Source organism: Amycolatopsis sp. NPDC101161, from assembly GCF_044768185.1.
Classification (GTDB): Bacteria; Actinomycetota; Actinomycetes; order Mycobacteriales; family Pseudonocardiaceae; genus Amycolatopsis.
The window spans coordinates 1,869,767-1,895,814 of the sequence record NZ_JBIWPI010000002.1; the positions used below are offsets into that span (position 1 = coordinate 1,869,767).

The 26,048-nt window shown below is 70.2% G+C and carries 25 protein-coding genes; 19 read left to right on the forward strand and 6 right to left on the reverse strand.

Annotation, left to right across the window (positions count from 1 at the left end; translation table 11 throughout):
• Positions 1-82: 82 nt before the first annotated feature.
• From ACIRSS_RS20275 to ACIRSS_RS20290, 4 genes are read left to right on the forward strand one after another with little or no spacing between them, the layout of a single operon-like run.
• Positions 83-1,690, forward strand: coding sequence for an ABC transporter substrate-binding protein (locus ACIRSS_RS20275; protein WP_400896888.1), 1,608 nt, complete (start codon positions 83-85; stop codon positions 1,688-1,690).
• Positions 1,687-2,640, forward strand: coding sequence for an ABC transporter permease (locus ACIRSS_RS20280; protein WP_400897580.1), 954 nt, complete (start codon positions 1,687-1,689; stop codon positions 2,638-2,640). The genes ACIRSS_RS20275 and ACIRSS_RS20280 overlap by 4 nt, the downstream gene beginning before the upstream one ends.
• The gene (locus ACIRSS_RS20285) at positions 2,633-3,448 is read left to right on the forward strand and encodes an ABC transporter permease (RefSeq protein WP_400896890.1); all 816 of its coding nucleotides are present in this window, start codon (positions 2,633-2,635) and stop codon (positions 3,446-3,448) included. The genes ACIRSS_RS20280 and ACIRSS_RS20285 overlap by 8 nt, the downstream gene beginning before the upstream one ends.
• Entirely contained in the window at positions 3,445-5,001 is a 1,557-nt protein-coding gene (locus ACIRSS_RS20290; RefSeq protein ID WP_400896892.1) for a dipeptide ABC transporter ATP-binding protein, read from the forward strand. The genes ACIRSS_RS20285 and ACIRSS_RS20290 overlap by 4 nt, the downstream gene beginning before the upstream one ends.
• On the opposite strand, the gene ACIRSS_RS20295 is transcribed toward ACIRSS_RS20290, so the two are convergent.
• Positions 4,995-5,714, reverse strand: coding sequence for a hypothetical protein (locus tag ACIRSS_RS20295; RefSeq protein ID WP_400896894.1), 720 nt, complete (start codon positions 5,712-5,714; stop codon positions 4,995-4,997). The two genes, ACIRSS_RS20290 and ACIRSS_RS20295, sit on opposite strands and share 7 nt — an antisense overlap.
• 229 nt (positions 5,715-5,943) lie before the next feature.
• On the opposite strand from ACIRSS_RS20295, the gene ACIRSS_RS20300 reads away from it, so the two are divergent.
• Together ACIRSS_RS20300 and ACIRSS_RS20305 are read left to right on the forward strand one after the other, a co-directional pair.
• Entirely contained in the window at positions 5,944-6,837 is an 894-nt protein-coding gene (locus ACIRSS_RS20300; protein ID WP_400896896.1) for a glycosyl hydrolase family 18 protein, read from the forward strand.
• 17 nt (positions 6,838-6,854) lie between these two features.
• Entirely contained in the window at positions 6,855-7,961 is a 1,107-nt protein-coding gene (locus tag ACIRSS_RS20305) for a glycosyltransferase (RefSeq protein WP_400896898.1), read from the forward strand.
• Here ACIRSS_RS20305 and ACIRSS_RS20310 read toward each other — a convergent pair.
• On the reverse strand, positions 7,945-9,822 hold the full coding sequence (locus ACIRSS_RS20310; protein WP_400896900.1) for an FAD/NAD(P)-binding protein: 1,878 nt from the start codon (positions 9,820-9,822) through the stop codon (positions 7,945-7,947). The genes ACIRSS_RS20305 and ACIRSS_RS20310 overlap by 17 nt on opposite strands.
• A gap of 185 nt (positions 9,823-10,007) precedes the next feature.
• Here ACIRSS_RS20310 and ACIRSS_RS20315 point away from each other — a divergent pair, with 185 nt between their 5' ends.
• From ACIRSS_RS20315 to ACIRSS_RS20330, 4 genes are all read left to right on the forward strand, one after another.
• The gene (locus ACIRSS_RS20315) at positions 10,008-10,298 is read left to right on the forward strand and encodes a hypothetical protein (RefSeq protein WP_372667313.1); all 291 of its coding nucleotides are present in this window, start codon (positions 10,008-10,010) and stop codon (positions 10,296-10,298) included.
• A gap of 80 nt (positions 10,299-10,378) precedes the next feature.
• On the forward strand, positions 10,379-11,524 hold the full coding sequence (locus ACIRSS_RS20320; protein WP_400896902.1) for an LLM class flavin-dependent oxidoreductase: 1,146 nt from the start codon (positions 10,379-10,381) through the stop codon (positions 11,522-11,524).
• A 324-nt stretch (positions 11,525-11,848) separates the two neighbouring features.
• The gene (locus ACIRSS_RS20325; RefSeq protein ID WP_400896904.1) at positions 11,849-13,111 is read left to right on the forward strand and encodes an MFS transporter; all 1,263 of its coding nucleotides are present in this window, start codon (positions 11,849-11,851) and stop codon (positions 13,109-13,111) included.
• Positions 13,112-13,433: 322 nt separating this feature from the next.
• Positions 13,434-14,597, forward strand: a complete 1,164-nt coding sequence (locus ACIRSS_RS20330) for a GGDEF domain-containing protein (RefSeq protein WP_400897582.1) — start codon at positions 13,434-13,436, stop codon at positions 14,595-14,597.
• Here the strand turns inward: ACIRSS_RS20330 and ACIRSS_RS20335 are convergent.
• The gene (locus tag ACIRSS_RS20335; RefSeq protein ID WP_372667316.1) at positions 14,594-15,238 is read right to left on the reverse strand and encodes a TetR/AcrR family transcriptional regulator; all 645 of its coding nucleotides are present in this window, start codon (positions 15,236-15,238) and stop codon (positions 14,594-14,596) included. The genes ACIRSS_RS20330 and ACIRSS_RS20335 overlap by 4 nt on opposite strands.
• Positions 15,239-15,326: 88 nt before the next feature.
• On the opposite strand from ACIRSS_RS20335, the gene ACIRSS_RS20340 reads away from it, so the two are divergent.
• Positions 15,327-16,541, forward strand: a complete 1,215-nt coding sequence (locus ACIRSS_RS20340) for a lipase family protein (protein ID WP_400896906.1) — start codon at positions 15,327-15,329, stop codon at positions 16,539-16,541.
• Between the two features lie 42 nt (positions 16,542-16,583).
• Here ACIRSS_RS20340 and ACIRSS_RS20345 read toward each other — a convergent pair whose 3' ends face one another.
• On the reverse strand, positions 16,584-16,994 hold the full coding sequence (locus tag ACIRSS_RS20345) for a DUF3151 domain-containing protein (protein WP_400896908.1): 411 nt from the start codon (positions 16,992-16,994) through the stop codon (positions 16,584-16,586).
• 236 nt (positions 16,995-17,230) lie between these two features.
• Between ACIRSS_RS20345 and ACIRSS_RS20350 the strand changes: the two genes are divergently transcribed.
• From ACIRSS_RS20350 to ACIRSS_RS20360, 3 genes are read left to right on the forward strand one after another with little or no spacing between them, the layout of a single operon-like run.
• Positions 17,231-18,403, forward strand: coding sequence for a hypothetical protein (locus ACIRSS_RS20350; RefSeq protein ID WP_400896910.1), 1,173 nt, complete (start codon positions 17,231-17,233; stop codon positions 18,401-18,403).
• A 22-nt stretch (positions 18,404-18,425) separates the two neighbouring features.
• Positions 18,426-18,704: a type II toxin-antitoxin system Phd/YefM family antitoxin gene (locus tag ACIRSS_RS20355; protein ID WP_400896912.1), complete on the forward strand. Its 279-nt coding sequence runs from the start codon at positions 18,426-18,428 to the stop codon at positions 18,702-18,704.
• Entirely contained in the window at positions 18,697-19,101 is a 405-nt protein-coding gene (locus tag ACIRSS_RS20360) for a type II toxin-antitoxin system VapC family toxin (protein ID WP_400896914.1), read from the forward strand. Before ACIRSS_RS20355 ends, ACIRSS_RS20360 begins: the two co-directional genes overlap by 8 nt.
• Before the next feature lie 51 nt (positions 19,102-19,152).
• Here the strand turns inward: ACIRSS_RS20360 and fbaA are convergent, their stop codons facing one another.
• Together fbaA and ACIRSS_RS20370 are read right to left on the reverse strand one after the other, a co-directional pair.
• Positions 19,153-20,184 (reverse strand): class II fructose-bisphosphate aldolase, encoded by a 1,032-nt coding sequence (gene fbaA / locus ACIRSS_RS20365; RefSeq protein WP_400896916.1) that lies wholly within the window; start codon positions 20,182-20,184, stop codon positions 19,153-19,155.
• Between the two features lie 153 nt (positions 20,185-20,337).
• The gene (locus tag ACIRSS_RS20370; protein ID WP_400896918.1) at positions 20,338-21,162 is read right to left on the reverse strand and encodes an LLM class F420-dependent oxidoreductase; all 825 of its coding nucleotides are present in this window, start codon (positions 21,160-21,162) and stop codon (positions 20,338-20,340) included.
• Positions 21,163-21,225: 63 nt separating this feature from the next.
• Between ACIRSS_RS20370 and ACIRSS_RS20375 the strand changes: the two genes are divergently transcribed.
• The 5 genes from ACIRSS_RS20375 to ACIRSS_RS20395 all read left to right on the forward strand — a co-directional run bounded on the left by ACIRSS_RS20375 (position 21,226) and on the right by ACIRSS_RS20395 (position 26,005).
• On the forward strand, positions 21,226-22,134 hold the full coding sequence (locus tag ACIRSS_RS20375) for an aldo/keto reductase (RefSeq protein WP_400896920.1): 909 nt from the start codon (positions 21,226-21,228) through the stop codon (positions 22,132-22,134).
• Between the two features lie 72 nt (positions 22,135-22,206).
• Positions 22,207-23,118, forward strand: a complete 912-nt coding sequence (locus ACIRSS_RS20380) for an SDR family oxidoreductase (protein WP_400896922.1) — start codon at positions 22,207-22,209, stop codon at positions 23,116-23,118.
• 2 nt (positions 23,119-23,120) lie between these two features.
• The gene (locus ACIRSS_RS20385) at positions 23,121-23,597 is read left to right on the forward strand and encodes a pyridoxamine 5'-phosphate oxidase family protein (RefSeq protein ID WP_400896924.1); all 477 of its coding nucleotides are present in this window, start codon (positions 23,121-23,123) and stop codon (positions 23,595-23,597) included.
• A gap of 81 nt (positions 23,598-23,678) precedes the next feature.
• The gene (locus tag ACIRSS_RS20390; RefSeq protein WP_400896926.1) at positions 23,679-25,151 is read left to right on the forward strand and encodes a flavin-containing monooxygenase; all 1,473 of its coding nucleotides are present in this window, start codon (positions 23,679-23,681) and stop codon (positions 25,149-25,151) included.
• Positions 25,148-26,005 (forward strand): metal-dependent hydrolase, encoded by an 858-nt coding sequence (locus tag ACIRSS_RS20395; protein ID WP_400896928.1) that lies wholly within the window; start codon positions 25,148-25,150, stop codon positions 26,003-26,005. Before ACIRSS_RS20390 ends, ACIRSS_RS20395 begins: the two co-directional genes overlap by 4 nt.
• Positions 26,006-26,048 lie beyond the last annotated feature (43 nt).

Below are 26,048 nucleotides of genomic sequence, written 5' to 3' on the forward strand. Positions count from 1 at the left end.
GGTTCGCCTGGTGGGACGGCCTTCAGCGCGTGGTTAGCGTCGCTGGTTGAAGACGCAACCGCTCCCCGCTGGAGGCCGTCCGGTGTCCCTGCTTCCCCGTGCCCGCAACGCCGCGGCCCTGCTCGCCCTGCCCGTGCTGTTGACCGCCTGCGCCGCCGCGGGCACCGAACAAGCCGCGTCCGGGCCGCCGAAACCCGGTGGCACGCTGCGCCTGGGCATCTCGTCCGCGCCCGACTGCATCGACCCGCAGCAGGCCGCCACCAACGCGTCCATCAACGTCGGCCGCCAGCTCGTCGACTCGCTCACCGACCAGGACCCGAAGACCGGCGAGATCAAGCCGTGGCTGGCCGAAAAGTGGGAGATCAACGCCGATTCGACGGCGTTCACCTTCCACCTGCGCGCCGGCGCGACCTTCTCCGACGGCAGCCCGGTCGACGCCGCGGCCGTGAAGACCAGCTTCGACGCCATCAAGGCCCTCGGCACGAAAGCCCAGCTCGGCTACGGCTACCTGGCCGCGTACAAGGCGTCGACGGTCGTCGACCCGCGGACCGTCCGCCTCGACTTCTCCGCGCCCAGCGCGCAGTTCCTGCAGGCCAGCTCGACGATGTCGCTCGGCCTCCTCGCGCCGGCCGCGTTCCAGAAGACGCCGGAGCAGCGCTGCCAGGGCAACGGCCTGATCGGCTCCGGGCCGTTCGTCTTCGAAAGCCTGAAGCAGAACCAGGAAATCGTCCTCGCCAAGCGCAAGGGCTACACCTGGGGCTCGTCGCTGTTCAAGCACCAGGGTGAGGCCTACCTCGACAAGATCGACTACAAGATCGTGCCCGAGCCCGGCGTCCGCACCGGCAGCCTCGCCTCCGGCCAGCTCGACGCGGCGACGGACATCCAGCCGGTCGACGAGCCGCAGTTCAAGGGCAACGGCTTCACCGAGAACATCCGGCCCAACCCCGGCGTCGTGTTCAACCTGCACGCCAACACCACCCGCGGCGTGCTCACCGACGAAAAGGTGCGCCAGGCCGTGCTCAAGGGCGTCGACCGCGCCGAGGTCGTGAACACCGTGCTGACGCCGAGCTACAAGGCCGCCACGAGCATCCTCGGCTCGGCGACGCCGCTGGTCAGCGACCTCTCGCAGCAGCTCGCGTACGACCAGAAGGCCGCGGCGGCACTGCTGGACGGCGCCGGCTGGGTGCCCGGTCCCGACGGGATCCGCGTCAAGAACGGGCAGCGGCTGAGCGCGTCCGTCGTGTTCTCCCCGGTGTTCAACCAGAACCGCAGCGTGCTGGAACTCATCCAGCAGCAGCTCCGCAAGATCGGCTTCGACCTGCGGATCGAGCAGCACACGACGGCCGAGACCACGCAGATCCAGCTGTCCGGCGGCTACGACTTCCTCTGGTACAACGTGACCCGCGCCGACCCGGACATCCTGCGTAGCCAGTTCTCCACCAAGGCCGGCAACCGCAGCAAGCTCACGCCGGGCAACCCCCTGGACGTCGCGCTGGACGCCCAGTCGTCCACTGTGGACACAGCCAAGCGCAAGCCGTCCGCCGACGAGGTCCAGAAGCTGATCATCGACCACGCGTACGCGGTCCCGGTGTTCGAGCTGACCCAGGTCGTCGCGCTCGGCTCCCAGGCGCACGCCGTCGACTTCGAGGCGTCGTCACGGCTGCAGCTGTTCGACGCGTGGCTGTCGTGAGGCGCTACCTCCTCCGCCGCGCCGGGCAGGCGGTGTTCGTGCTGTGGGCGGCGTTCACGCTGTCGTTCCTGATCCTCTACCTGCTGCCGGGGGACGCCGTTTCGGCGAAGCTCGCCAGCGGGGAGGCGGGTTCGGCGGCGACGCCCGAGCAGCTCGCCGCCGCCCGCGCGGAGTACGGCCTCGACTCAACGCTGCCGGTGCAGTACCTGAAACGGCTGGTCTCGGCGCTGCGCGGCGACTTCGGGCGCAGCGTCGCGACCGGCGACGACGCGACGCACATGGTCGTCACGGCGCTACCGCCGACGCTCGCCGTGACGAGCCTGGCGCTGGTGTTCGCGGTGCTGTTCGGCGGCGGCTCGGCGTTCCTCGGCACGTTCACACGGTTCCGCTGGCTGCGGCAGGCGCTGTTGTCCCTGCCGTCGCTGGCGATCTCGCTGCCGCCGTTCTGGGTCGGGCTGCTGCTGATCCAGTTCTTCTCGTTCCGCCTGCGGCTGCTACCGGCGCTCGGCACGCAGGGCTTCGCCGCGGTCATCCTGCCCGCGATCACGCTGGCCCTGCCGACCGGCGCGATCATCGGGCAGGTGCTGGCGAAGAGCCTCGCCACCCAGCAGGAGCAGCCGTACGCGGAGATCGCGGCGGCCAAGGGCGCCAGCCGCTGGCGCGTCCACTTCGGACACTTGCTGCGCAACGCCGCCGTGCCGACGCTGACCATCGCCGGCGTCGTCGCGGGCAACCTGGTCGCGGGCTCGGTGATCACCGAGACGGTGTTCTCGCGCGACGGCGTCGGCCGGATCACCGCGGCCGCCGTCACCGCGCAGGACGTCCCGGTGGTGCAGGCGGTGATCGTGCTGGCCGCGCTGGTGTTCGTGGTGCTCAACCTGGTCGTCGACCTGCTGTACCCGCTGCTCGACCCACGCATCGCCCGGACGCCGGAGGTGGCCCGTGGTTGACCTCGCCACCCCCGTCGTCCGCCGCCCCGGGCTCGTGGTCGCCGTCGCCGTGCTGGCGTTCGTGCTGCTCGCGGCGTTCGTGCCGGGGTTGCTGACCGGGTACGACCCGATCACCGGCGTCCCGGTCGAACGGCTGCAAGGGCCGTCGCCGCACCACCTGTTCGGCACCGACGAGACCGGCCGGGACGTCTACGCGCGCGTGATCCACGGCGCGTCGCTCTCGCTGCGGGCGACCGCGATCGCCGTGCTGGTGGCGCTCGTCGCGGGCTCGGCGCTCGGGCTGCTCGCCGGGTTCCGCGGCGGCTGGGCGGACACGGTGATCATGCGGGTCGTCGACGTCTTCCTGGCCATCCCGCCGATCCTGCTGTCGCTGGCCCTGGTCACGGCGCTGGGCTTCGGCACGACGAACGTCGCGATCGCCGTCGGCATCGCGAACCTGGCGTCCTTCGCGCGGGTCATGCGCGCGGAGGTGCTTCGCGTGCGCAACGGCGTGTTCGTCGAAGCGGCGCGCGCCTCCGGGGTGCGCTGGTCCGGCGTGCTGCTGCGGCACGTCCTGCCGAACGCGGCGGGCCCGGTGCTCGCCCTGGCGACGCTCACTCTCGGCACGGCCGTGCTCGAGGTGTCGGCGCTGAGCTTCCTGGGGTTCGGCGCGACGCCGCCGACGCCGGAGTGGGGCTCGCTCGTCGCGGGCGGGCGCAGCTTCCTGGCCACGGCGTGGTGGATGACGACGTTCCCGGGGCTGACGGTCGCGGCGGTGGTCCTCGCCGCGAACCGGCTGTCCCGCGCGCTGGACGGAGGAGACCGATGACCCTGCTGCGGATTTCGGACCTGGCCGTGTCGTACAAAGGGGTGCCGGCCGTGCGTGACGTCGGGTTCGACGTCGGCGAGGGAGAAGTGGTCGCCGTCGTCGGCGAGTCGGGTTCGGGCAAGTCGACGACCGCGCACGCGGCGATCGGCCTGCTCCCGCGCGGCGGCCGCGTCGACGGCGGCTCGATCACCTTCGACGGCCGCGACCTGCTTTCGCTGTCGTCCCGGCAGTGGCGCTCGGTGCGCGGGCGCGAGATCGCGCTGGTGCCGCAGGACCCGGCGGTGTCGCTGAACCCGGTGCACCGGATCGGCGACCAGGTCGCGGAGGTGCTGAAGATCCACGGCCTCGCCGACCGCCGCTCGGCGTCGCTGGAGGCGATCTCCTTGCTGGAGCGCGCGGGCGTGCCCCAGCCGTCCTTGCGGGCCCGGCAATACCCGCACCAGTTGTCGGGCGGGCTGCGACAGCGGGTGCTGATCGCGTCGGCGCTGGCCGGGCGGCCGAAGCTGATCATCGCGGACGAGCCGACGTCGGCGCTGGACGTCACGGTCCAGCGGCGGATCCTCGACCACCTGACTTCACTGGCTCTTGAAACGGGCACCGCGATCCTGCTGATCACGCACGACCTCGGTGTCGCGGCCGACCGCGCGTCGCGGATCGTGGTGCTGTCGCAGGGTTCGGTCGTGGAAGAGGGGTCGTCGGTGGTCAGCGCGCCGACGCACCCGTACACGCGGCAGCTGATCGCGGCGGCGCCGAGCCTGTCGAGCGCCCTGCGTCCGCCCGCACCTTTGGCTGAGCCGCTGGTGTCGGTGCGGGACCTCGCGAAGTCGTTCGACGGCATCCGCGCGGTGGACGGCGTTTCGTTCGACATCCCGCGCGGCCAGACGCTGGCGTTGGTGGGCGAGTCCGGCTCGGGCAAGTCGACGACGGCCCGCCTGCTGCTGCGGTTGGAAACGCCGTCGTCGGGCTCGGTGTCGTTCGACGGCCAGGACATCACTTCCCTGGGCGGCGAGGAACTGCGCCGGCTGCGGCGGCGGATGCAGATCGTGTACCAGAACCCGTACGCGTCGCTGAACCCGAAGTTCTCGATCGAGGACGTGGTGGCGGAGCCGTTGCGAGCGTTCGGGTTGCCGCGCACGCGGGTCCCCTCGCTGCTCGACCAGGTGGCACTGCCGGCGTCGGTGGCGCGCCGGAAACCGGCGGAGCTGTCGGGAGGCCAGCGCCAGCGAGTGGCGATCGCCCGCGCGCTGGCGCTGCGGCCGGACCTGGTGGTGTGCGACGAACCGGTGTCGGCGCTGGACGTTTCGGTGCAGGCCCAGATCCTGGCGTTGCTGGCGGAACTGCAGTCATCGCTGGGGTTGTCGTACTTGTTCATCTCCCACGACTTGGCAGTGGTGCGGCAGCTGGCGGACCAGGTGGGCGTGATGCGGGAGGGGGTGTTGGTGGAACTGGGCCCGGCGGCGCAGGTACTGGAGAACCCGCGGGCGGAGTACACGAAGGAACTCCTGGCGGCGATTCCCGGGCGGTCGGTCCAGGAGTGGGCTGAGGCTCAATGAATGCCGCAGCCACCGAGCTGCTGGCAATCCTTCAGGTAGCGGCCTGCATTGTGGTAGCCGAGTTGCAGAGACATGGCGTGCGCGTTTCGTGGATCCAACTTCCGCAGCCACTCCGGTTCGATCTCGATCTTCCGGACCGGCTCAGGGTAGTCGCAGATCACCGGCCAGATCTCGGCCGGCGGGCAGCTCTTGGACGGCCACCCGTTTTGTCGACGGAACCCTTCGAGGTAGCGCACAGTCACCCACCGTGGTTTGGCTTCTTGCACCTCGGCCTTCCGCCACCCGCACTCCCAAGCCCACACAGGATCGCCGGGATCATACGAGGTCGCCGACTGGTACGCCCCGACATGCGTAGCTCCAGGCATTCCAGTCATCTGGAACTGCGGCGCTCCGCCCATGACCCGGTAGTCATCCGGCACCATGAACGGCTTCACACTGAACGGTTCCCACCGAGAGTCGCGCCGGACGAGATGAATCTCGCCGAACCCGACGGACCGGTAGATCGGCGTGCCCGGCGGGACGAGCCGCGCGCCCTGCAGGTACCCGCGCGACGACACACTGGTCGCGACCTTGACCCGCAGGTAACGGTCGCCGGGGTGGGAATCGGACTCTTCCACTCGCACCACTCGTCCCGGCACCCAGTCGTCATGGCCAAGCCGCTGAAGCAGAACTTTATCGCCGAATCGAAAATGAGCTGAACGAACTCTGTTCACTGCCACACTCCTGGAGATAGCCAGGAGGACACAGTAAATCAGCAAAAATGTACCACATAGTGCGGGTTTCTTGGTCTAAGCCTGAAATCCCTGGTCACGGTCCTCCCGGCCCTCCAATGAAGCATCATTTGCCGCCTACCGGGGACAGATGTCGCCAAAGTCGACAAAACAAGACAGGATCGACGGTGGGTGTTTCCCCAACCACCCACCGCGACGTATGGTCTGGACCATGCGGAGGATCGGCGTGGCCTTCGTGGCCTTGGTGCTGATGATTTCGGGTGCGGTGCCGGCTTCGGCCGCCGCCGGGCGCAGGGTTGTCGTCTACTACCAGACCATCTACAACGGCTCCGCCTACGTCTCGCCGCTCGCGCTCCAGAGCGCCGGGGCCACTGACGTGATCGTCGGGGCCATCCACCTCGATGCGAACAGCGTCGTCCACCTCAACGACGATCCGCCGAACGCGAGCAAGTTCACGCGGATGTGGCAGGACCTCGCGACGCTGCGCAACCAGGGCGTGCACGTCCTCGCCTTCGTCGGCGGGGCCGCCGCCGGCAGCTTCCAGCGGCTCGAAACGCAGTTCGACACCTACTACCCGTTGCTGCGGAACCTCATCCGCACCTACTCGCTGTCCGGCATCGACCTGGACATCGAAGAACACATGTCGAACGCCGCCCTCAACAAGGTGATCGACGCCCTGCGCGCGGACTTCGGCAGCTCGTTCCTGATCACCCTCGCCCCGGTCGCCACCGAACTCAGCGGCGGCGGTGGGCTCTCCGGCCTCAACTACGACACCCTCTACCGCGACCGCGGCGCGCAGATCTCCTGGTTCAACGCGCAGTTCTACTGCGGCTGGGGCTCCCTCTCCAGCACCTCCGGCTACGACAACATCGTCCGCCGCGGGATCGTGCCCGCGAGCAAGGTCGTCGCCGGGACCGTGACCAACCCCGCCAACTGCAGTGGGTACGTGGACATGTCGACCCTCCAGTCGACCGTGCGGAGCCTCAAGAGCAAGTACGCGGACTTCGGCGGCATCGACGGCTGGGAGTACTTCAACTCCCTGCCCGGCGGGACGTCGGCGCCGCAGCAGTGGGCTCAGCAAGTCGCTCCGGTCGTGAAGGGCTGACGAGTACGCTCAGGGCGGTGCGGATCCTCTTCACGTGCCGCCCGGCGTACGGCCACCTGTTTCCCTTGCTGCCCTTGGCGAACGCGGCCGCGGCAGCCGGGCACGACGTCGTCTTCGGCACCGGCGAAGCCTTCGTGCCCAAGGTGCGTGAGCTCGGTTTCGCGGTCCACCGCGCCGGGATCGGCATCGGCGAGGCGGAGGCCGAAGCCAAGAAGCGGCACGGCGAAGACGCCGGGTTCATGGACGTCGGCATCACGATGTTCGCCGAGCTGCTGCCGCGGTCACTGCTCGACGACCTGACGCCGCTGCTCCCCGAACTGCGTCCTGACCTGGTCATCTACGAGATGAGCGACGTCGGCGCCGGGATCGCGGCGCGCCGGGCGGGCCTCCCCGCCGTCGCGGTCGTGATCGGCCGCTCGATGCCGCCGGAGCTCCTGTCCGTCGCCGCCGAACGGCTGCGCCCGCTCTGGGGCACGCTCCCCTCGGACGCCGTCTTCGGCGACGCCTGCGTCGACTTCTGGCCGGACAGCGTCCGCGACCCCGGCACGGCGGCCGTCCCGAAGGTTTTCCGGATGCGCCCGACGCCGTACGACCCCGACGTCCCGCTGCCGCCGCTCCCGGCAGACGGCTTCGTCTACCTGACGTTCGGCACCGTGGTCTACGGCGCGACGGACGTCCTGCGCGGGGCGATCCGCGCGCTGTCGAAGTTCGACGTCGACGTCCTCGTGGCGCTCGGCCCCGGCGATCCCGCGCTGCTCGGAGACCTCCCGGAGCGGGTGCACGCGACCGGGTTCGTGCCGCAGGCCGAAGTCCTGAAGCACGCGGGCCTGGTGGTGCACCACGGCGGCACCGGCACGGTGCTCGCCTCGCTCGCGGCGGGACTGCCGCAGCTGGTCCTGCCCCAGGGCGCCGACCAGTTCGCCAACGCCGAGACGCTCTCCGCCCTCGGGCTCGCCCGCGCACTGGTGGGCGACGAAGTCCGGATCCCCGCGATCGAGACGGCGGCCCGCGAGCTGCTCACCGACCCGAAGCCGCGTGGCCTCGCCCGGGGCATCGCGGCCGAGATCGCGGAAATGCCGCCGCCGGAGCGGGTCCTGGCCGAAATCGTCAGCTGGGCGGGCTGACCAGCGCCAGGATCTCGCGCGCCACGGCGTCGTTCTGGCGGAAGCTCGCCGCGTTCGTCCGGGGCCGCGTGAACGCCGCCGCCGAGCGGGCGCTCGTGTGCGGGCCCACCGCGAACCGGTGCAGGTGCGGCCGGCCCGTGCCGTCGAGCAGGCGGGAGTCCGCCACCCGCGTGTGGATCCGGCCCGACGGCAGCAACGCGCCCGTCACCGGGTCCGCCACGGTCTCCTCGGCCAGCTCGCCCGCGTCCCGCAGCTGCCGGAGCAGGCCGTCGGCCGCGCGGGTCACGCTCGGACCCGGGAGCCGCGCTTCGACGAGCGTCCGCGCCCGGACCGCGCCCGGGTAGCTGGCGCTGGTCGCGACGAACGCGCCGCCGTCCGTCGTCACCTGCATTTCCGCGCCGGCGAACGAAACCACGCCGGCTTCGTGCAGCGCCAGCAGCTCCTCCAGCCGGCGGGGCGGCGGCCCGCTGGCGTAGTACGAGAAGAAGCCGTGGAACCAGCCGTCCATATCGGACACTTGCGAAGACGCGTCGAGTCGTCCTTTTTGGACCAGCACCGGCAGCTGGCCGTACACCGACAGCAACGCCATGAACGCGCCGAGGTCGGCGCTGAACTCCGGGTCGGCCCGGCGCGCGAGGTCGGCTTCGATGTACTCGCGCAGCTCCTTGCCGAACTCTTCGGCGGTGCCGAACTCGCGGCCGGCCAGGGGCCGGTCCAGGCGGTCGAGGTCGAGGCGGTCGGCCTCGGCGGGCACCGCCCGCGCCACGAGGTCGCGCATGCCCGGTGAATCCCACGGCAGGTCGGCGAAGGCGTCGGCGAACACCGCGAAGTCCAGGCGCACGCGCTCCGGGTGCCCGGTGAACAGCTCGCTGTAGTAGCCCCAGGCCAGTTCCTTCGCGATCAGCGGCCAGACGTCCGCGCGGAAGTCGAGGGCCTGGCCGGCGAGCCCGTCCATGGCGTAGGCGTCGAAGAACCTGGGGAGCCGCAACGGTTTCCCACGCAGCCGGTAGCCGATCTTCGCGTGGTAGGGCACGCCGCGCCGGGAGCCGACGTGCAGCACCGGCTCGGCGCCGCTCGGGTGGTAGCGCAGGCCGCCGCCCTCGAGGTCCTCGAACCGGCCGCCGCGGCCCTCGGTGAGCAGCAGCATCAGGTCGACGAACGCGAGCCCGAACCCGCGCACCAGCACGGTTTCGCCCGGCGCGATGCCGGAGTAGTCGACGTCGGCGGTGTAGCCGGCCGGGTAATAGGCGAGCCCGTGCCGCGCGGCGAACGTGACGAGTTCGCGTTCGCGGTGGTCCGGTTCGGCGTCGAGGTGCCCGACGGTGAACACGAGGGCGTCCGCGCGCACGGTCGTGCCGTCGGACAGGGTGACGGTGTCGCCGTCCACGCCGGCCGCGCGCGCCGCGTGTTCGACGACGTCGATGCCGTCGGGCAGGTCGGCGAGGATCTTGCGGTAGACCCAGGTCAGGTAGGCGCTCTGCAGCCGCCGGGTCGGGAAGTCGAAGCTGTCGAGGGCGGTCAGTTCGGCGACGACGTCGGGTGGGACCTCGGCGTCGAGCGCGCCGTCCCGCACCTGCCGCGCCCACTCCAGCAGCGTCGGCCCCGGCCGGACCGGGCCCGCCATCTTCACCGACTCGTCGGTGAACATCGTGACGTCTTCGGGCATGGAGTTCATCCGCAGCAGCGGCGACTGGTCGTAGCGCCACACGCGGCCGGGCCCGGGCGGGAACGGGTCGATCAGGTGCACCTCGAGCCGCCGGTCGCGCAGCAGGTCCGCGTTCGCGCCGAGCCGCTCGAGGACGCCGACCCCCCGGGGTCCGGCGCCCACGACAGCGAGGGTGAACGGCGCACGATCGGCCACGACATCGAAGCTACGCGCGGGGTCCGGCGCCGGGCGTCCTTCCCATACTCCGGAATTCCGGGAATAAAACCAAACACTCCGCCGGGCGGCGCCGAATCCCCGGGGCACGACGGCGAGAGGAGCGGATTTGTCCGTAGTCCACCCAGGCGCCCGGGCCTCGGCAGCTGTGCCGCGACGACGAAGACTTGGCCGCTGAGATAGGTCCGCCGCACCGCGTCCACACCGCGCAGGACGTGGTCGGCACCCTGCTCAGGGGCAACTGGGCGATCTTCGCGCACGAATGGGCCGATCCGGACGGGATCGACCCGAAGCACTGGCGAGACGTCGTCGAGGCCGCTTCGGAGGCGGCCGGGGTCGACGTCGAGTTCGTGGTCATCCCGCGCCGGTCCCTGACCGTCGTGTTCAACCGGGCGGCCCCGCCCACCTTCGAGCAGGTCCGCGCGTCGATCGAGGTGATCGAGGCGCACCGGCGCTAGTTCCACCCTGCGGACTCCGTTGCCGCTCTCGCACGCCAGGCGTAGCTCTGGCGGTACCGACGTGAGAGAAGGTGGACGGAATGCCGGTGGAGTTCCTGGGCATCGGGGGCACGCACGACGGGTCGGAGACGCACGCCCGGTCGGGCGGGGTGTTCGACAAGGAGTACACGCTGCGCCTGGCCCGCGCGCACGAGGACTTCGGCTGGGACCGCGTGCTGTTCGCCTACGGCTCCGGCTCGCCGGACCCCGCGCAGGCGGCCGCGTACGTCGCCACGAAGCTCGACAAGCTGCAGATCCTGCTCGCGCACCGCCCGAACGTCTCGTACCCGACGTTCGCGGCGAAGACGTTCGCGACGCTCGACCAGATCTCCGACGGCCGCCTCACGGTCCACTTCATCACCGGCGGCAACGACCACGAGCAGCAGCGCGAAGGCGACTACCTGACGAAGGACCAGCGCTACGCCCGGACGCGCGAAGCCATCCAGATCATCAAGCAGGCGTGGACGTCGGACGAGCCGTTCGACTTCGAGGGCGAGTACTACCGCTTCGCCGACTACGTCTCCGACGTGCGGCCGGTGCAGAAGCCGCGTCCGGGCGTGTCGTTCGGCGGCTCGTCGCCGGCCGCGTACGCCGCCGGGGGCGCCGAAGCGGACATCTACTGCCTGTGGGGCGAGCCGCTCGCGCAGACGGCGGAGCAGATCGAGGCGGTCAACGCCGCCGCCAAGGCGGCGGGCCGCACGGACGTGCCGCGGATCCAGGTCGCCTTCCGCCCGATCATCGCGCCGACCGAGGAGCTGGCCTGGGAGAAGGCGTACGCGACGGTGGGGGCCATCAAGGACCGCACGAAGGGCGGGCAGCCGCTGACCCGGCGGCACAAGCTGACCGAGCCGGAGAACACGGGCTCCCAGCGGCTCCTGGCGGTGGCGGCGCAGGGCGAGCGGTTCGACCGCGCCCTGTGGACCCCGACGGCGGCGGCCACGGGTGGCGCGGGCAACTCGAACGCGCTGGTGGGGACGCCGGAGACGGTGGCGCAGGCGTTGCTGGACTACTACGACCTGGGCGTCGAGATCCTGTCGGCGCGGGGCTACGACATGCTCGGCGACACGATCGACTTCGGCCGGTACGTGATCCCGATCGTCCGGGAGGAAGTCGCCAAAAGGGACGCCGAGCGCGCGTCGGCGGTGAACCGGACACCGGCGGAGGACGCCCTGGCCGTCGACGGCTGACACCGGCCACCTGCTCGAACCAAGTAGCCACCTCGCGAACGCGAGGTGGCTACTTTTGCCTCTGGCCCTTCGCCCATCGGGTACGGAATGATCCATTGGTGACTCCTGGGCGACCAGCCAGACACTGCGGGCTATCGTCTGACCCGTTCAGGAAAGCTCCGTGACACCTTGGATACCGGCGAAAGAACCTAGAGATTTACCAACAGTCACGGGACACTGACTGAGGTAACTCACGTACCGTGACTGCCCCATGACCGACCGGCCCTTTCGTCACCGTCGGTCATGCGTAGGGCACGGTCTGCACAAGAGGTCGGGAGAAAGCGCATGGCAGCTCCGCGGGATCGCGTCACGTTCCGCGAGGTGTTCGGGATCGCCGAGTTCCGCGCGCTGTGGTTCGGGGAACTGCTGTCGATCGCCGGGGACCAGCTGGCCAGGGTCGCGCTGTCCATCCTCGTCTTCACCGCCACCGGCTCGGCCACGCTGACCGGCCTCACCTACGCCCTGACCTTCGCCCCTTCGCTGCTCGGCGGCATCTTCCTGACCGGCCTCGCCGACCGGTTCTCGCGCCGGACCGTCATGGTCACCGTCGACCTCATCCGAGCCGGGCTGATCCTGCTCGTCGCCATCCCGTCGCTGCCGTTCTGGGTGGTCTGCGTCCTCGTCGCCGGCGTCTCGCTGCTGAACCCGCCGTTCAAGGCCGCGCAGCTCGCGTTGCTGCCGCAGATCCTCGAGGGTGACCGGTTCGTCGTCGGCATGGGCGTGCGGAGCATGACCGTGCAGACGGCGCAGCTGCTCGGGTTCGCCGGCGGCGGTGCGCTGCTGCTGGCGCTCGACCCGCACCTCGCCCTGGTGCTCGACGCCGCCACGTTCCTGCTGTCCGCCGCCTTCATCCGGTTCGGCGTGCGTTCGCGGCCGCCGGCCGCGAACGCCGAGAAGCGGAAGCCGTTCTTCGCCATGATCGGCACCGGCGGCCGGGTGGCGTTCGCCAGCCCCGCGCTGCGGGCGCTCGTCCTGTTCACCTGGCTGATGGGCCTGCTGCCGGTCTACGAGGGCATCGCCGCGCCGTACGTCTCGTCGGCGGGCGGCGGGCCCGAGCTCGTCGGGCTCCTGCTCGCGGCCGACCCGGTGGGCAGCGTCATCGGCACCTTCGTCTTCACGCGCTGGGTGCCGGCCGAGGTGCGGCCGAAGCTGATCGGGCCGTTGTCCGCGCTGTGCGCGGTGCCCATGCTGGCCGGCTTCGCGCAGCCGAACCCGTGGGTGTCGATCGGCCTGTTCATCCTGTCCGGCGCGTTCGGCTCGGTCGCGCTGCTGCAGGCGACGGCGTCGCTGACGCTCTCGGTGCCGGACGAGAACCGCGCCCAGACGATGGGCCTGTCGAACACGGGACTGACGACGATGCTCGGCGTGAGCCCGCTCATCGGCGGTGTGCTGACGGACCTCGTCGGAGCGCAGACGACCGTCGGCATCTTCGGCGTTGCCGGATTGATACTTACGGCTCCGCTGGCGCTCGCGTGGCGGCGCTCGCGGCTTTCAGGGGCGGGCGAAGGCGGGCATGACTTTGAGACCCAGCGCGCCGAACACGCCTGAGCACGCTCGACACGCTGGCTTCGTCATCGCGACCTTGCGGCGCGGCTCCGGCTCACTGATCTCTGGAACGCATCGCTGGCCACCCTTCGATCCGGCGTCCCGGAAAATGTACACACCTAAGGCCCTTGTGGACAGACGGCAAACGGGCTGAAACTGTCCGTGAGTGGTTCATCACCACCACCGAGCGCAAGGGTTTGGGGGAAAAATGGTCACATTGGGGGAACGGTCTGGACAAGGCGTGATTTCTGGTGTTGCGGGCTGGGCGCTGTGGCGGCGGCCGCCTCGCTGGATCGCCGTCACGCTCGTGGCGATCGCAGTGCTGGTGGGCTGGACGGCCGTCGCCACGGTCACCACCACGATCACGCTGAAGCACCTGGGCATCCTCGGCCTGCTGGGGGCGCTCGCCCTGGCCCAGACCGAGGTCAGCCGTCGGATCGAGCGCCAGCGGCGCATCTTGAGCGACGGCCCGCACATGAACATGACGTCGGTGTGGCTGCTGCCCGCCGCGCTCCTGCTGCCGACGCAGCTGGTCACCTTGCTCGGGGTGACCCTGTACGTCGGCCTGGCGCTGCGCAGCTGGTCGGGCACCCGTCCCGGCCAGCCGCACCGGGTCGCCGCGAACGCCACCAGCGCGACGCTGTCGGCGTGCTCGGCCGGCCTCGTCACGCACTTCTCGACGGGGCTGAGCGTCGCGGCCGTCACGCTCGCGGTGGCGGTGTACTTCCTGGTCAACGCGGCTCTCACCGGCCTCGGCCTGTACCTCGCCAACCCGGAGGAGGCGACCGTCGAGAGCTGCCTGGGGGGCATGGACGACAACCTCCTCGAACTGTCGACCCTGTGCGTCGGCGGGCTGCTGGTGATGGTGCTCGGCCAGGAGCCGCTGCTCTCGGTGCTGGTCATCCTGCCGCTGTACGTGCTGCAGCGGTCGGTGCTGGTCAAGCGGCTCGAGGAGCTGGCGACCACCGACCAGAAGACGCAGCTGCTCAACGCCACCACCTGGCAGGACGGCGCGCAGCGCGAGATCTCGCGCGCCGAGCGCGACAAGGGCAGCTTCGGCGCCATGATGATCGACCTCGACCACTTCAAGCGGATCAACGACACCTACGGGCACCTCGCGGGGGACGACGTGCTCAAGGCGGTCGCGGCCGTGGTCAAGCAGGAGACGCGGGCGCACGACCTGGTCGGCCGGTTCGGCGGCGAGGAGTTCGTGGCCCTGCTGCCGTCGACGTCCAAAGAGGACGCCATCGTGACGGCGGAACGCATCCGGCAACGGGTCAGCGAGCTGATCATCAGCACGAAGACCAACGAAGGCGCCTTCGTCGACATCGAACGGCAGACGGCGTCGATCGGCGTCGCCGCCTACCCGCTCGACGGGTCGTCGATCGAGGAAGTGATGGCGTCCGCCGACGCGGCCGTGTACGCGGCCAAGCACGGCGGGCGGAACCGGGTGGTGGGGTCCGCGGAAGTGGCCCTCGCCGCGGCTTAGCGCAGCCGGTCGATGACGTCGCTCGCCTTCGTCTGGAGGCGGGCGACGCCGCCGACCGTGAATTCGGTGAGCAGGTCGATCAGGGCTTCCTGGTCCGGCGGCTCGCCGTCCCACGTCGCCTGCACCAATGACTCCGTCATCGCGAAGAAGAGCGTGACGAGCGCGCGGTCGGCGCGGCCGGAGTCGATGCCGTGCGCGGCCCACCGCTTGCGGGCGGCGCCGGCGTAGACGACGGCCAGCCTCTCCCTCAACCGGGTGAGAGCGGGGTCGCCCGCGCGCTCGGCCGCGCGGAGCACGCCGTAGGCCTCCGGGCTGTCCGCGACGAAGGTGACCATGTTGGCGTAGTTGGCCCGCGCCCAGGCCCGCAGACCGGGCTGCGGGTCGGTCACCGACGGGCCCGCGATGGCGGCGAACGCCTGCTCCTCCGTGACGGCCACGACCTCGGAAAACAGCGTCGCGCGGTCACCGAACTGCTCGTAGACGGCCTGGCGGGAGACGCCGGCTTCCCGCGCGATCTGCTCGATCGTCGCGCCCTGCATCCCGTGCTGCGCGACGACCTTCGCCGTCGCGTGCAGGACGCGGGCGCGCTGCTCCCCGACCGGGAGCTTGCGCGGCCGCCCGCGCGGAGCCGGGCTTGACATGGTGGTCCACCTCACGTGATTCTTTTTCCGACACCTCTGTCCAAAAAGGTGTTCCCCGCGCACTGTCCCTGCTCAACGAGGAGCAAGCATGCGTATCTTCCCTCGCCGCGCCCTGTCCGCGGCGGTCGCCACGGTTTCCGTCCTGGCTCTCGTGGCACCCGGCGCCTCCGCCGCGTCCTTCTACGATCCCCCTTCACCACTGCCGGCCGGGAGCGACGGCGACGTCATCCGGCACGAGGCGTCGACGTTCTACATCGACCCGGTCAAGCTGATCAAGGCCGACGCGGACGTGCAGCGGATCATGTACCGCAGCACCGACACGCACGGTTCGCCGATCGCGGTCACCGGCACCGTGCTGACCCCGCGTTCGGCGTGGCACGGCGCCGGCGTGCGCCCGATCGTCTCCTACGCCGTCGGCACGCAGGGCGAGGGCGACGACTGCGCACCGTCGAAAGCGCTTGCCGCCGGGTTCGAGTACGAAGGCCCGTTCATCGCCGGGCTGTTGACGCGGGGCTACGGCGTCGTCGTGACCGACTACGAAGGGCTCGGCACGCCGGGCGACCACACGTACGTCAACCGGGCGTCCGAGGGGCACGCGGTGCTCGACGCGATCCGCGCGGCCCAGCGGCTGCCGGAAGCGGGCCTGCCGGACGACGGCCCGGTCGCGATCGCGGGCTACTCCCAGGGCGGCGGCGCGTCGGCCGCCGCGGCAGAGCTGCAGCCGAGCTACGCACCCGAGCTGAAGCTGAAGGGCGCGTACGCGGGCGCGGTGCCGGCCGACCTGGCTTCGGTGGCGAAGAACCTCGACGGCCACTACGCGGTCGGGTTCCTCGGCTTCGCGCTGGTGAGCATGAACTACGCGTACCCGGAGCTGAACATCCCGGCGCTGCTCAACGCGCGCGGCAAGCAGCTGTTCGAGCAGGTCCGCACCGAGTGCACGGTGGAGGCGATCGCGGCGCACGCGTTCACGCAGTCGTCGACGCTGACCACCGACGGCCGCTCGCTCACCGCGTACCTCGGCGAAGAGCCGTACGCGTCACGGGTGGCCGAGCAGAAGATCGGGACGCTGAAGCCGTCGGTGCCGGTGCTGATCGTCCACAGCGCGCTCGACGACATCGTGCCCTACGCGCAGGACCGCGACCTGGGCCGGACGTGGTGCGGCAAGGGTGTGCGGGTGCAGTTCAGCACGTCGCTGGTGCCCACGCACGTGCTCACCGCGGTGCGCGCGTTCCCGGAGGCGTTCGCGTGGCTGGAGGGCCGCTTCGCCGGCCTGCCGGCGCCGGTCAACTGCGGCTGGTTCTGAGGCCGGAAGGGCCCGGGACCGCGCGGTCCCGGGCCCGCGGCGTCACTTCAGGCCGGTGGCTTCCGCGGCGGCGGGGTCGGAGTCGGCGAGGAAGGTCCGGCAGCGGTCGTACTCCTCGGTCTCGCCGATCTTCCCGGCGGCCTTGCCGAGGACGGCGAGGGCGCGCAGGAACCCCTGGTTCGGGCGGTGCGACCACGGCACCGGGCCGAAGCCCTTCCAGCCGGCGCGGCGCAGCTGGTCGAGACCCCGGTGGTAGCCGGTGCGGGCGTACGCGTACGCGGCGACGGTCTCGCCCGCGTCCAGGGCCTTCTCGGCCAGCGAAGCCCAGGCCTCGCTGTAGTCGGGGTGTTCGGCCGCGACGGCGGCCGGGTCGGTCCCGGCGTCGAGCGCGGCCTGGGCGGCGGTGTGCTCGGGCAGCAGCGTCGGCTCGGGGCCGAGCAGGTTGTGCGTCATGCCGCCCATTCTGCACGCGGGTCAGAAGAACAGGCTCGCGAGAACCCCACCGCCGGCCAGGACCAGAGCGCCGACCAGGACGGCGGCCACAACTCGTTTCGGCATCATGGCGGCACACCATGCCAAGCCACGCGCGCCGGAGGCAAATCCGCCACCCTTAGGGGTGAATCCCGATTTTGGCGGTCTTTGCCACTGTCCTGACCCACTCGTGACCATGACCGGCCATGATGTCCGGCATGGCCAAGGCAGTCGACGTCCCCGTGGACGTGATCCCGCGCAGCCCCATCGGCAAGACGCGGCTGTTCTTCACGCGGCACTGGCACCGCGGCGCCCCCGGGCAGCCGACGCCGGACTGGGTGCTCCGGTTCTGCTACGGGATGTGGCTGGCGGCGTTCGCGTTCAAGCTGCTGGGCTCGTCGTGGGACATGTCGTGGCACTTCATGTGGCTGCGCGACGACCTGGCGCCCCCGCACCTGATCAACACCGTCGGCACGGTGATCATCGTCGTGCTGGTGGCGATCCACAGCTACACGGGCCTCGGGGCCGACAAGACGTCCCTGCGGCTGATGCAGATCGGCCTGCTGACGTTCCTGGTGGCGGCCCCGCTGGACGTGATCAACCACCGCGTCAACGGCCTGGACCTGACCGCGTGGAGCCCGTCCCACATGATGTTGTACCTGGGCACGGGCATCATGCAGGCGGGCGTCCTGCTGGGCTGGCTCCGGCTGTCCCCGCCGGGCCGCTTCCGGACGGGCGTGCTGCTCGCGCTGTGGGCGTTCTTCCTGGAGAACACGTTCTTCCCGAACGGCCAGCAGGAGTACGGCATCCTGGGCCTGCGCGCGTGGGAGCGCGGGGCGCCGGAGGCGGAGCCGTCACTGCTGACGTTCGCGGCGAACCAGATCGGCCACCCGGTCGACCGCGCGGCGATCCTGCACTTCACGATGCCGATCCCCGAGTGGGTGTATCCGCTGTGGGGCATCGGCGTGATGGCGCTGATCTTGGCCCTGGCGCGGCGAACGTTGGGTTTCCGTTGGGCGGCTTCCGCGGTGGCGTTGGCGTACGTCGCGTACCGGTCGGTGATGTGGCCGCTGCTGCTGGGGCTCGGGTTCCCGGTGTCGACGGTCCCGTTCTACCTGCTCTTCGTGGGCCTGGCGGTGGACTTGGCGTTCGCGATGAGCAACGGCGTCGTGCGCGCGGCCGCAGGTGCGTTGCTGGTGACGGCGTTCGGGTTCGGGGCGCTGTGGGTGCAGTCGCAGTTCCGGCCATGGGTTCTGGGCGACGCGCACACGGAGTCGGCGCCACCGGTGGCGTACTGGACGGCGTTGGTGGTCCTGGCCGGGGTGTTCGCGCTGTGGGCCGCGGCCGGCCCGGCTTCCCGTCGCTGGTCAGCGAGGCGGGTAACGGTGTAGCACACGGTGCTACACTCGTTCGGTGAACATCATCAGCCAACGGGAGTTCCGGAACAATTCGGCCGCGATCATGGACGCGGTCGAAGCCGGCGAGACGTACCACGTCACCCGCAACGGCGTGGAGATCGCCGAACTGCGGCCGGTATCCCGCCGGAAGCGGTTCTCCGCGGCGGAACTGGTGGCGCGACACAAGCGACTTCCCAGGGTGGACGCGGCCGAGCTGCGACGGGATGCCGACGAGTTCTTCGGCGACGATCGCCTCAGCGACGACGACAACCCGTGGGAACGCAAGCGTGGCTGACCGGCACCCCGTAGGTGTGCTCGACACCTGCACCTACATCGAGCTCGGCAGTTTGGACCCGAATTCGCTCCCGGAGTTTCCGGAGATCACCGCGGTGACCATGGCCGAGCTCCACCAGGGCGTCGTCATGACGGCGGACCCGGCCACGAAGGCGCTGCGGAACGAGCAGCTGGGCGCGGCCATCGTCGAATTCACCCCGTTGCCCTTCGACGGCGAGGCCGCCGCGCGATACGGCACGCTGGTCGCGCTGACCGTGGCCGCGGGCCGGTCACCCAGACCGCGCCGGATGGACTTGATGATCGCCGCGATCGCCTCCGTGCACGACCTGCCGCTGTACACCCGCAATGCGAAGGACTTCCGCGGTCTCGAGAGCCTGCTGGAAGTCGTGGAGGTCTGAGCACGACGAAGGGGCCGCCACGACCCGTGGCGGCCCCTTCGCGTGTCCGAGCTACTTGACCTTCGTGCCCGCCGAGCCGAGGGCCTGGCAGGCTTCGACGACCCGCTGGGCCATCCCGGCCTCAGCGGCCTTCAGGTACGAGCGCGGGTCGTAGACCTTCTTGTTGCCGACCTCACCGTCGATCTTCAGGACGCCGTCGTAGTTCTTGAAGAAGTGGTCCACGATCGGGCGCGTGAACGCGTACTGCGTGTCCGTGTCGACGTTCATCTTCACCACGCCGTAGGACACCGCCTCGCGGATCTCCTCCGGGAGCGAGCCCGAGCCGCCGTGGAAGACCAGCTCGAACGGCTTCGCGCCGCTGTCCAGGCCAAGCTTCTTCGCCGCCGCCTCCTGGCCGCCCTTCAGCACGTCGGGGCGCAGCTTCACGTTGCCCGGCTTGTACACGCCGTGGACGTTGCCGAACGTCGCCGCCAGCAGGTAGCGGCCCTTCTCGCCGGCGCCCAGGACGTCGATCGTCTTCAGGAAGTCGCCTTCGGCGGTGTACAGCTTCTCGTTGATCTCCGCCTCGACGCCGTCCTCTTCGCCGCCGACGACGCCGATCTCGACCTCGAGGATGATCTTCGCGGCGGCCGCCTTGGCGAGCAGCTCCGCGGCGATCTCGAGGTTCTCGTCGAGGTCGATCGCCGAGCCGTCCCACATGTGGGACTGGAACAGCGGGTTCTGGCCGTTCTTGACGCGCTCGGCCGAGATCTCGAGCAGCGGGCGGACGAAGCCGTCCAGCTTGTCCTTCGGGCAGTGGTCGGTGTGCAGCGCGACGTTGATGTCGTACTTGGCCGCCACGACCTGGGCGAACTCCGCGAGCGCGGTCGCGCCGGTCACCATGTCCTTGACCTTCTGGCCCGACGCGAACTCCGCACCGCCGGTGGAGACCTGGATGATTCCGTCGCTCTCCGCCTCGGCGAACCCGCGGATGGCGGCGTTCACGGTCTCGGACGAGGTCACGTTGATGGCCGGGTAGGCGAACTCGTTCGCCTTGGCCCGGTCGAGCATCTCCGCGTAGACCTCGGGGGTCGCGATGGGCATCGGTATTCCTCCTTGGCAGGGATGGGTCCCGACCGCATCGTACGAGGTGGACCGCCGCCGCACACCGGTCCCCGGGCAGAAACTTTTGCGCACGTGGAATCGGTTCAGAAGGGGTGTGTCCGGCCGCCGGGCGAACCGGCGGCCGGACGGGGATCACAGCAGCTCGGCGGCCAGCGCGCGGTAGCCCGGCCACGGGTCCTCGTTCAGCACCTGGACCACGACCTGGTCCGCCCCCGCCTCCAGGTGCGCCGACAACCCCTGCGCGATCGTCGCCGCGTCGCCGTGCAGGGCCAGGGCGTCCACCAGCCGGTCGCTGCCCTCGCCCGAGAGGTCGTCGTCCGTGAAGCCCAGTTTCCGCAGGTTGGCCACGTAGTTCGACAGCCCGAGGTAGTACTTCACCGTCTGACGGCCGATCGCGCGCGCCTCGGCCGCGTCGGTCGACAAAACGACCTTGTGCTCCGGCGCCAGCAGCGGGCCCTCGCCCAGGATCTCGCGCGTCGAGCGGGTGTGCTCCGGCGTCGTCAGGTAGGGGTGCGCACCCGCCGTGCGCTTGCCCGCCAGTTCCACCACCTTCGGTCCCAGCGCCGCCAAAGCGCGTCCGGAAACCGGGACGCCCGCCGCGTCCAAGCCGTCCAAGTAGTCGACCAAGGCCGCGTACGGCTTCTTGTACTCCTTCGTCGCTTCGCGGTGGCCCGCACCGACGCCCAGCAGGAAGCGATCGGGGTACTTCGCCGCGATGCGCTCGTAGACGCGGGCGATGTCCGCCGGCTCGTCCTGCCAGATGTTGACGATGCCGGTCGCGATGACCAGCGAGTCCGTCGCTTCCAGGAGGCCGTCCACCGACGCGAGGTCGTCCCCGCTGGGCGAGCCGCCCAGCCAGATCGCCCCGTAGCCGAGCTTCTCCGCTTCCGCCGCGAACTTCGCGTCGACGTTTGCGTGGTACCGCCAGATCCCGAGCTTGCCCAGTTCGATAGCCATGGAACACTCCAACGCGTGGGACGGCGATTTTCCTCCCGGGTCCGGCGAATTACTGTCGAAGACATGACCAAGCTGGGAAACACCGACCTCGACGTCTACGGGCTCAACCTCGGCGGCAACGTCTTCGGCTGGACGGCGGACGAGCCGCAGTCCTTCGCCGTGCTCGACGCCTACACCGCCGCCGGCGGCGACTTCGTCGACACCGCCGACCTCTACGGCGGCGGGGGCGGCTCCGAGGAGATCCTCGGCAACTGGCTGGCCGCGCGCGGCAACCGGGACGACGTCGTCGTCGCGACCAAGGTCGGCATGTGGGAGGGCCGGCCCGGCCTGTCCGCGAAGAACATCCAAGCCGCGGCGGAGGACTCGCTGCGCCGCCTCAAGACCGACCACATCGACCTCTACTACGCGCACGTCGACGACCCGGACACCCCGCTCGAAGAGACGCTGAGCGCGTTCGACGCCCTGGTCCGCGCGGGCAAGGTCCGCCACCTCGGCGCGTCCAACTACAGCGCCGAACGGCTCGCCGAGGCACTGTCCATTTCGGACAAGAACGGCCTCGCGCGGTACGCCGTGCTGCAGCCGCACTACAACCTCGTCGAGCGCGACTACGAGCGTGATCTCGCCCCGCTCGTCGCGCGCGAAGGCCTCGCCACGCTGCCGTACTTTTCCCTCGCGAAGGGCTTCCTGACCGGCAAGTACCGCACGAAGGACGACGTGGTCGACAGCCCGCGCGCCGCCCGTGCTTCGTCCTATTTGGACGGAAACGGCGAGCGCGTGCTGGCCAGGCTCGACGAGGTCGCCGCGGCGCACGGTGTCTCGGTCGCCACGGTGTCGCTCGCCTGGCTGCGGCGGCAGCCGACGGTCGCCGCGCCGATCGCCAGCGCCCGGACGCCCGAGCAGCTCACCGACCTGATCGCCTCGGTGAGCCTCGAACTGACCGACGCCGAAATCACCGCGTTGAGCGAAGCCTGAAACCTACTTCTGGGTAGCTTACTGCCAGTAAGGTGAGGTACGGTGCCCTCAAGTGACGTCTAGGAGGGCACCGTGGCCAACCCGTTTTCGCTGCTGAGCGGCACCAAGAAGGTCGACGGCAAGGTCGTGCTGATCACCGGCGCCGCCCGCGGCATCGGCGCCGGACTGGCCGAACGGCTCGCCGCGCGCGGCGCGAAGGTCGCCCTCGTCGGCCTCGAAGCCGACGAGCAGAAGAAGGTCGCCGACCGCATCGGGCCCAACGCGCACGCCTGGGAAGCCGACGTCACCAGCTGGGACGACCTGGAGAAGGCAACGAAGGGCGTCGTCGAGCACTTCGGCGGCATCGACATCGTCATCGCCAACGCCGGCATCGCGACCGCGGGCTTCGTCCGCTCGGTCGACCGCGCCGCGTTCGAGAAGGTCATCGAGGTCGACCTGCTCGGCGTCTGGCGCACGTTCCGCGTCACGCTCCCGCACGTCATCGAGCGCAAGGGTTACCTGCTGGCCATCTCCAGCCTCGCCGCGATCACGCACGCGCCGGGCATGGCGAACTACTCCGCCGCCAAGGCCGGCGTCGAAGCCTTCTCCAACAGCCTCCGCGCCGAGGTCGCCCACCTGGGCGTCAAGGTCGGCGTCGCGCACCCGACGTGGATCCGCACCGACCTCGTCGAGAGCGCCGACGCGCACCCCGTGTTCGGCAAGCTCCGCGCGTCGATGCCGGGCCTGATCGGCAAGACCTACCCGCTCGACGTCGCCCTCGACGACCTCGAAGCCGGCATCCTCAAGCGCGCCCGGACCATCCACGTGCCGCGCTGGGTCGGCGGGCTCAAGCTGCTGCGCGCGTTCCTCCCGCCGATCATCGAAATCGGGTCCCGCAGCCGGGTACCTTCGGCGGACAAGGCCGCGCTGGCCGACATCGAGGCGCGCGGCGCGTTCGAGTCGGCGGTCACCGGCCACGGCGGCCGGGCCGCCACCAAGGGGTGAAGATGTCCCGTCGTGACCAGATCCGGATGACCGAGGACGAAGTGCGCGCGTACTTCGCCGAGCAGAAGGTCATCAACGTCGCCAGCGTCGGCCCGAACGGCCGCCCGCACCTCGCGCCGCTCTGGTACTTCCCGCACGAGGACGGCGGCGTCGCGACCTGGACGTACGGCACCTCGCAGAAGGCGAAGAACCTCCGGCGCCTGCCGGAGGCGACGGTGCTCATCGAGGACGGCGACAGCTACGAGAAGCTGCGCGGCGTCTCGCTCGAGGCCGACGTCGAGATCGTCGAGGACACCGAAGAAGTCACCCGGATGGGGATCACGCTCATGCAGCGCTACGCCGGCGCCAAGCCCGGCGACCCGGTTCCCGACGAGCTGAGGGCCTTCATCGCAGGTCAGGCCCCGAAACGCGTCGGCCTGATCTTCCGGCCGACGAAGGTCGTCAGCTGGGACCACACGAAGCTCGGCGGGACGTACTAACCAGTAGGTAGTACTTCCAAGTAACTGTTACCTGAGGTAACGTCATCTCGGCAGCATCCTCGAAGCAGCGGAGGCCGACAGATGACCGAGCGGTTCAAGGTCGTGATCGTGGGCACCGGGTTCTCCGGGCTCGGCCAGGCGATCCAGCTCGAAAAGGCCGGCATCCGGGACTACGTGATCCTGGAGAAGGCCGACGAGGTGGGAGGCACCTGGCGCGACAACTCCTACCCCGGGTGCGCGTGCGACGTGCAGTCGCACATGTACTCGTTCTCGTACGAGCAGAACCCCGGCTGGTCGCGGTCGTTCTCGCCGCAGCCGGAGATCTTCGAGTACCTCAAGGGTGTCGCGGACAAGTACCGGCTGCGCGAGAAGATCCGGTTCGGCGTCGAGCTCACCGGCGCGCACTGGGACGAGCGCGAGCGCCGCTGGACGGCGACGACCAAGGACGGCCGCGAGTTCGTCGCGCAGTTCCTCGTCTCCGGCGTCGGCGGCCTGCACATCCCGCAGGTCCCCGAGCTGCCCGGGATCGCGAACTTCAAGGGCCAGACCTGGCACTCCGCGCGGTGGAACCACGAGTACGACCTGCGCGGCAAGAAGGTCGCCGTGGTCGGGACCGGCGCCAGCGCCGTCCAGTTCGTCCCGAAGATCGCCCCGGACGTCGCCGAGCTGACGCTCTTCCAGCGCACTCCGCCGTGGATCATGCCGAAGCCCGACCACGCGATGCCGTCGTGGGCGCAGACGCTCTTCAAGCGCGTCCCGGGCACCCAGCGCTTGTACCGCAACGCGCTGTACTGGCTGCTCGAAGCGCGGGCCATCGGCTTCAACGGCCACCCGGCGATCATGAAGGCCGGCGAGCTGATCGCCAAGCGCAACATCGCGAAGGGCATCCAGGATCGCGCGCTGCGCAAGAAGGTCACGCCCGACTACACGATGGGCTGCAAGCGCGTCCTGATCTCCAACGACTACTACCCGGCACTGAACCGGCCGAACGTCGACGTGAACACCGCCGGCGTCAAGGAGGTCAAGGCGCACTCGATCGTCGACGCCGCGGGTGTCGAGCACGAGGTCGACGCGATCATCTACGGCACCGGGTTCAAGGTCACCGACGCGCTGGAGTACCTCGACATCACCGGCGTCGACGGCCGCAACCTCGCGAAGGAGTGGGCCGCCGAGGGGATGCAGACGCACAAGGGCATCACCGTCTCCGGCTTCCCGAACCTGTTCTTCCTGCTCGGGCCGAACACCGCGCTGGGCCACAACTCCGTCGTCTTCATGATCGAGTCGCAGTCGCGGTACGTCGTCGACGCGATCAAGCTCGCCGACTCCCGCGACGCCGCCGCGCTCGACGTCCGGCCGGGCGTGCAGGACAAGTTCCAGCAGGAGATCCAGGACAAGCTGGTCAAGGGTGTCTGGACGCAGGGCGGCTGCAAGAGCTGGTACCTCGACGCCAAGGGCGTCAACCGGACGATCTGGCCCGGCTTCACCTGGCGCTACTGGCTGGAGACGCGGAAGGTGGACCCGGCCGACTACGAGCTGTCCGGCCGGGCGTCATGACCGCGGGGGACGAGCAGCTCGTCCTCCACGCGCGCAACGTCGAGTTCGACTGGGCGGCGCTGCCGATGCACTGGATCCCCGGCGAACCGCAGGCCACGCACACCATCAACGTCCTGCACCTGGCGCTGCCGGAAGGCGAGCGCTGGTTCGTCGAGGTGTTCAAGCAGGCCGTGCCGCTGATCCGCGACGAGCGGCTCAAGGCGGACGTCCTCGGGTTCATCGGCCAGGAGGCGGTGCACGCCGAGGCCCACGACGGCGCGGCGGCGCACCTCGAGGCCGCCGGCGTCCCGGTGCGGCCGTTCATCGCGCAGATGGAGTGGCTGTTCCGGAAGCTGCTCGGCGACCGCGGCCTGACCGGGCGCGCGGCCGAGGAGTGGCTGGTCGAACGGCTCGGGATCGTCGCCGCGATCGAGCACTACACGGCGTTCCTCGGCCAGTGGGTGCTCGACGCGCCGCTGGAGGACGCCGGCGCCGACCCGGTGATGCTCGACCTGCTGCGCTGGCACGGCGCCGAGGAGGTCGAGCACCGGTCGGTCGCGTTCGACCTCTTCACGCACTTGGACGGCCGCTACACGCGCCGCGTGCGCAGCATGGCGGCGGTGACACCGGTGCTGGCGTGGGTCTTCGCCCGCGGCACGCGATATCTGATGCATAACGATCCGACGCGCCCGGGCCGCGCTTCGCTGAGGGCGTATCGCCGTGCGGCGAAGCGCGGGTTGCTGCCGAGCGGACGTCAGCTGCTGCGGGAGATCCGGCCGTACTTCCGGAAGACGTACCACCCGACGGAGACGGGGAGCACCGAGCAGGCGGTGGCCTACCTGGCGAGTTCCCCGGCCGCCCGGGCGGCGGAGTGACGCTCGGCCGGCCCGCCCGGCTGGACGGCAGCGGCCGGACCGA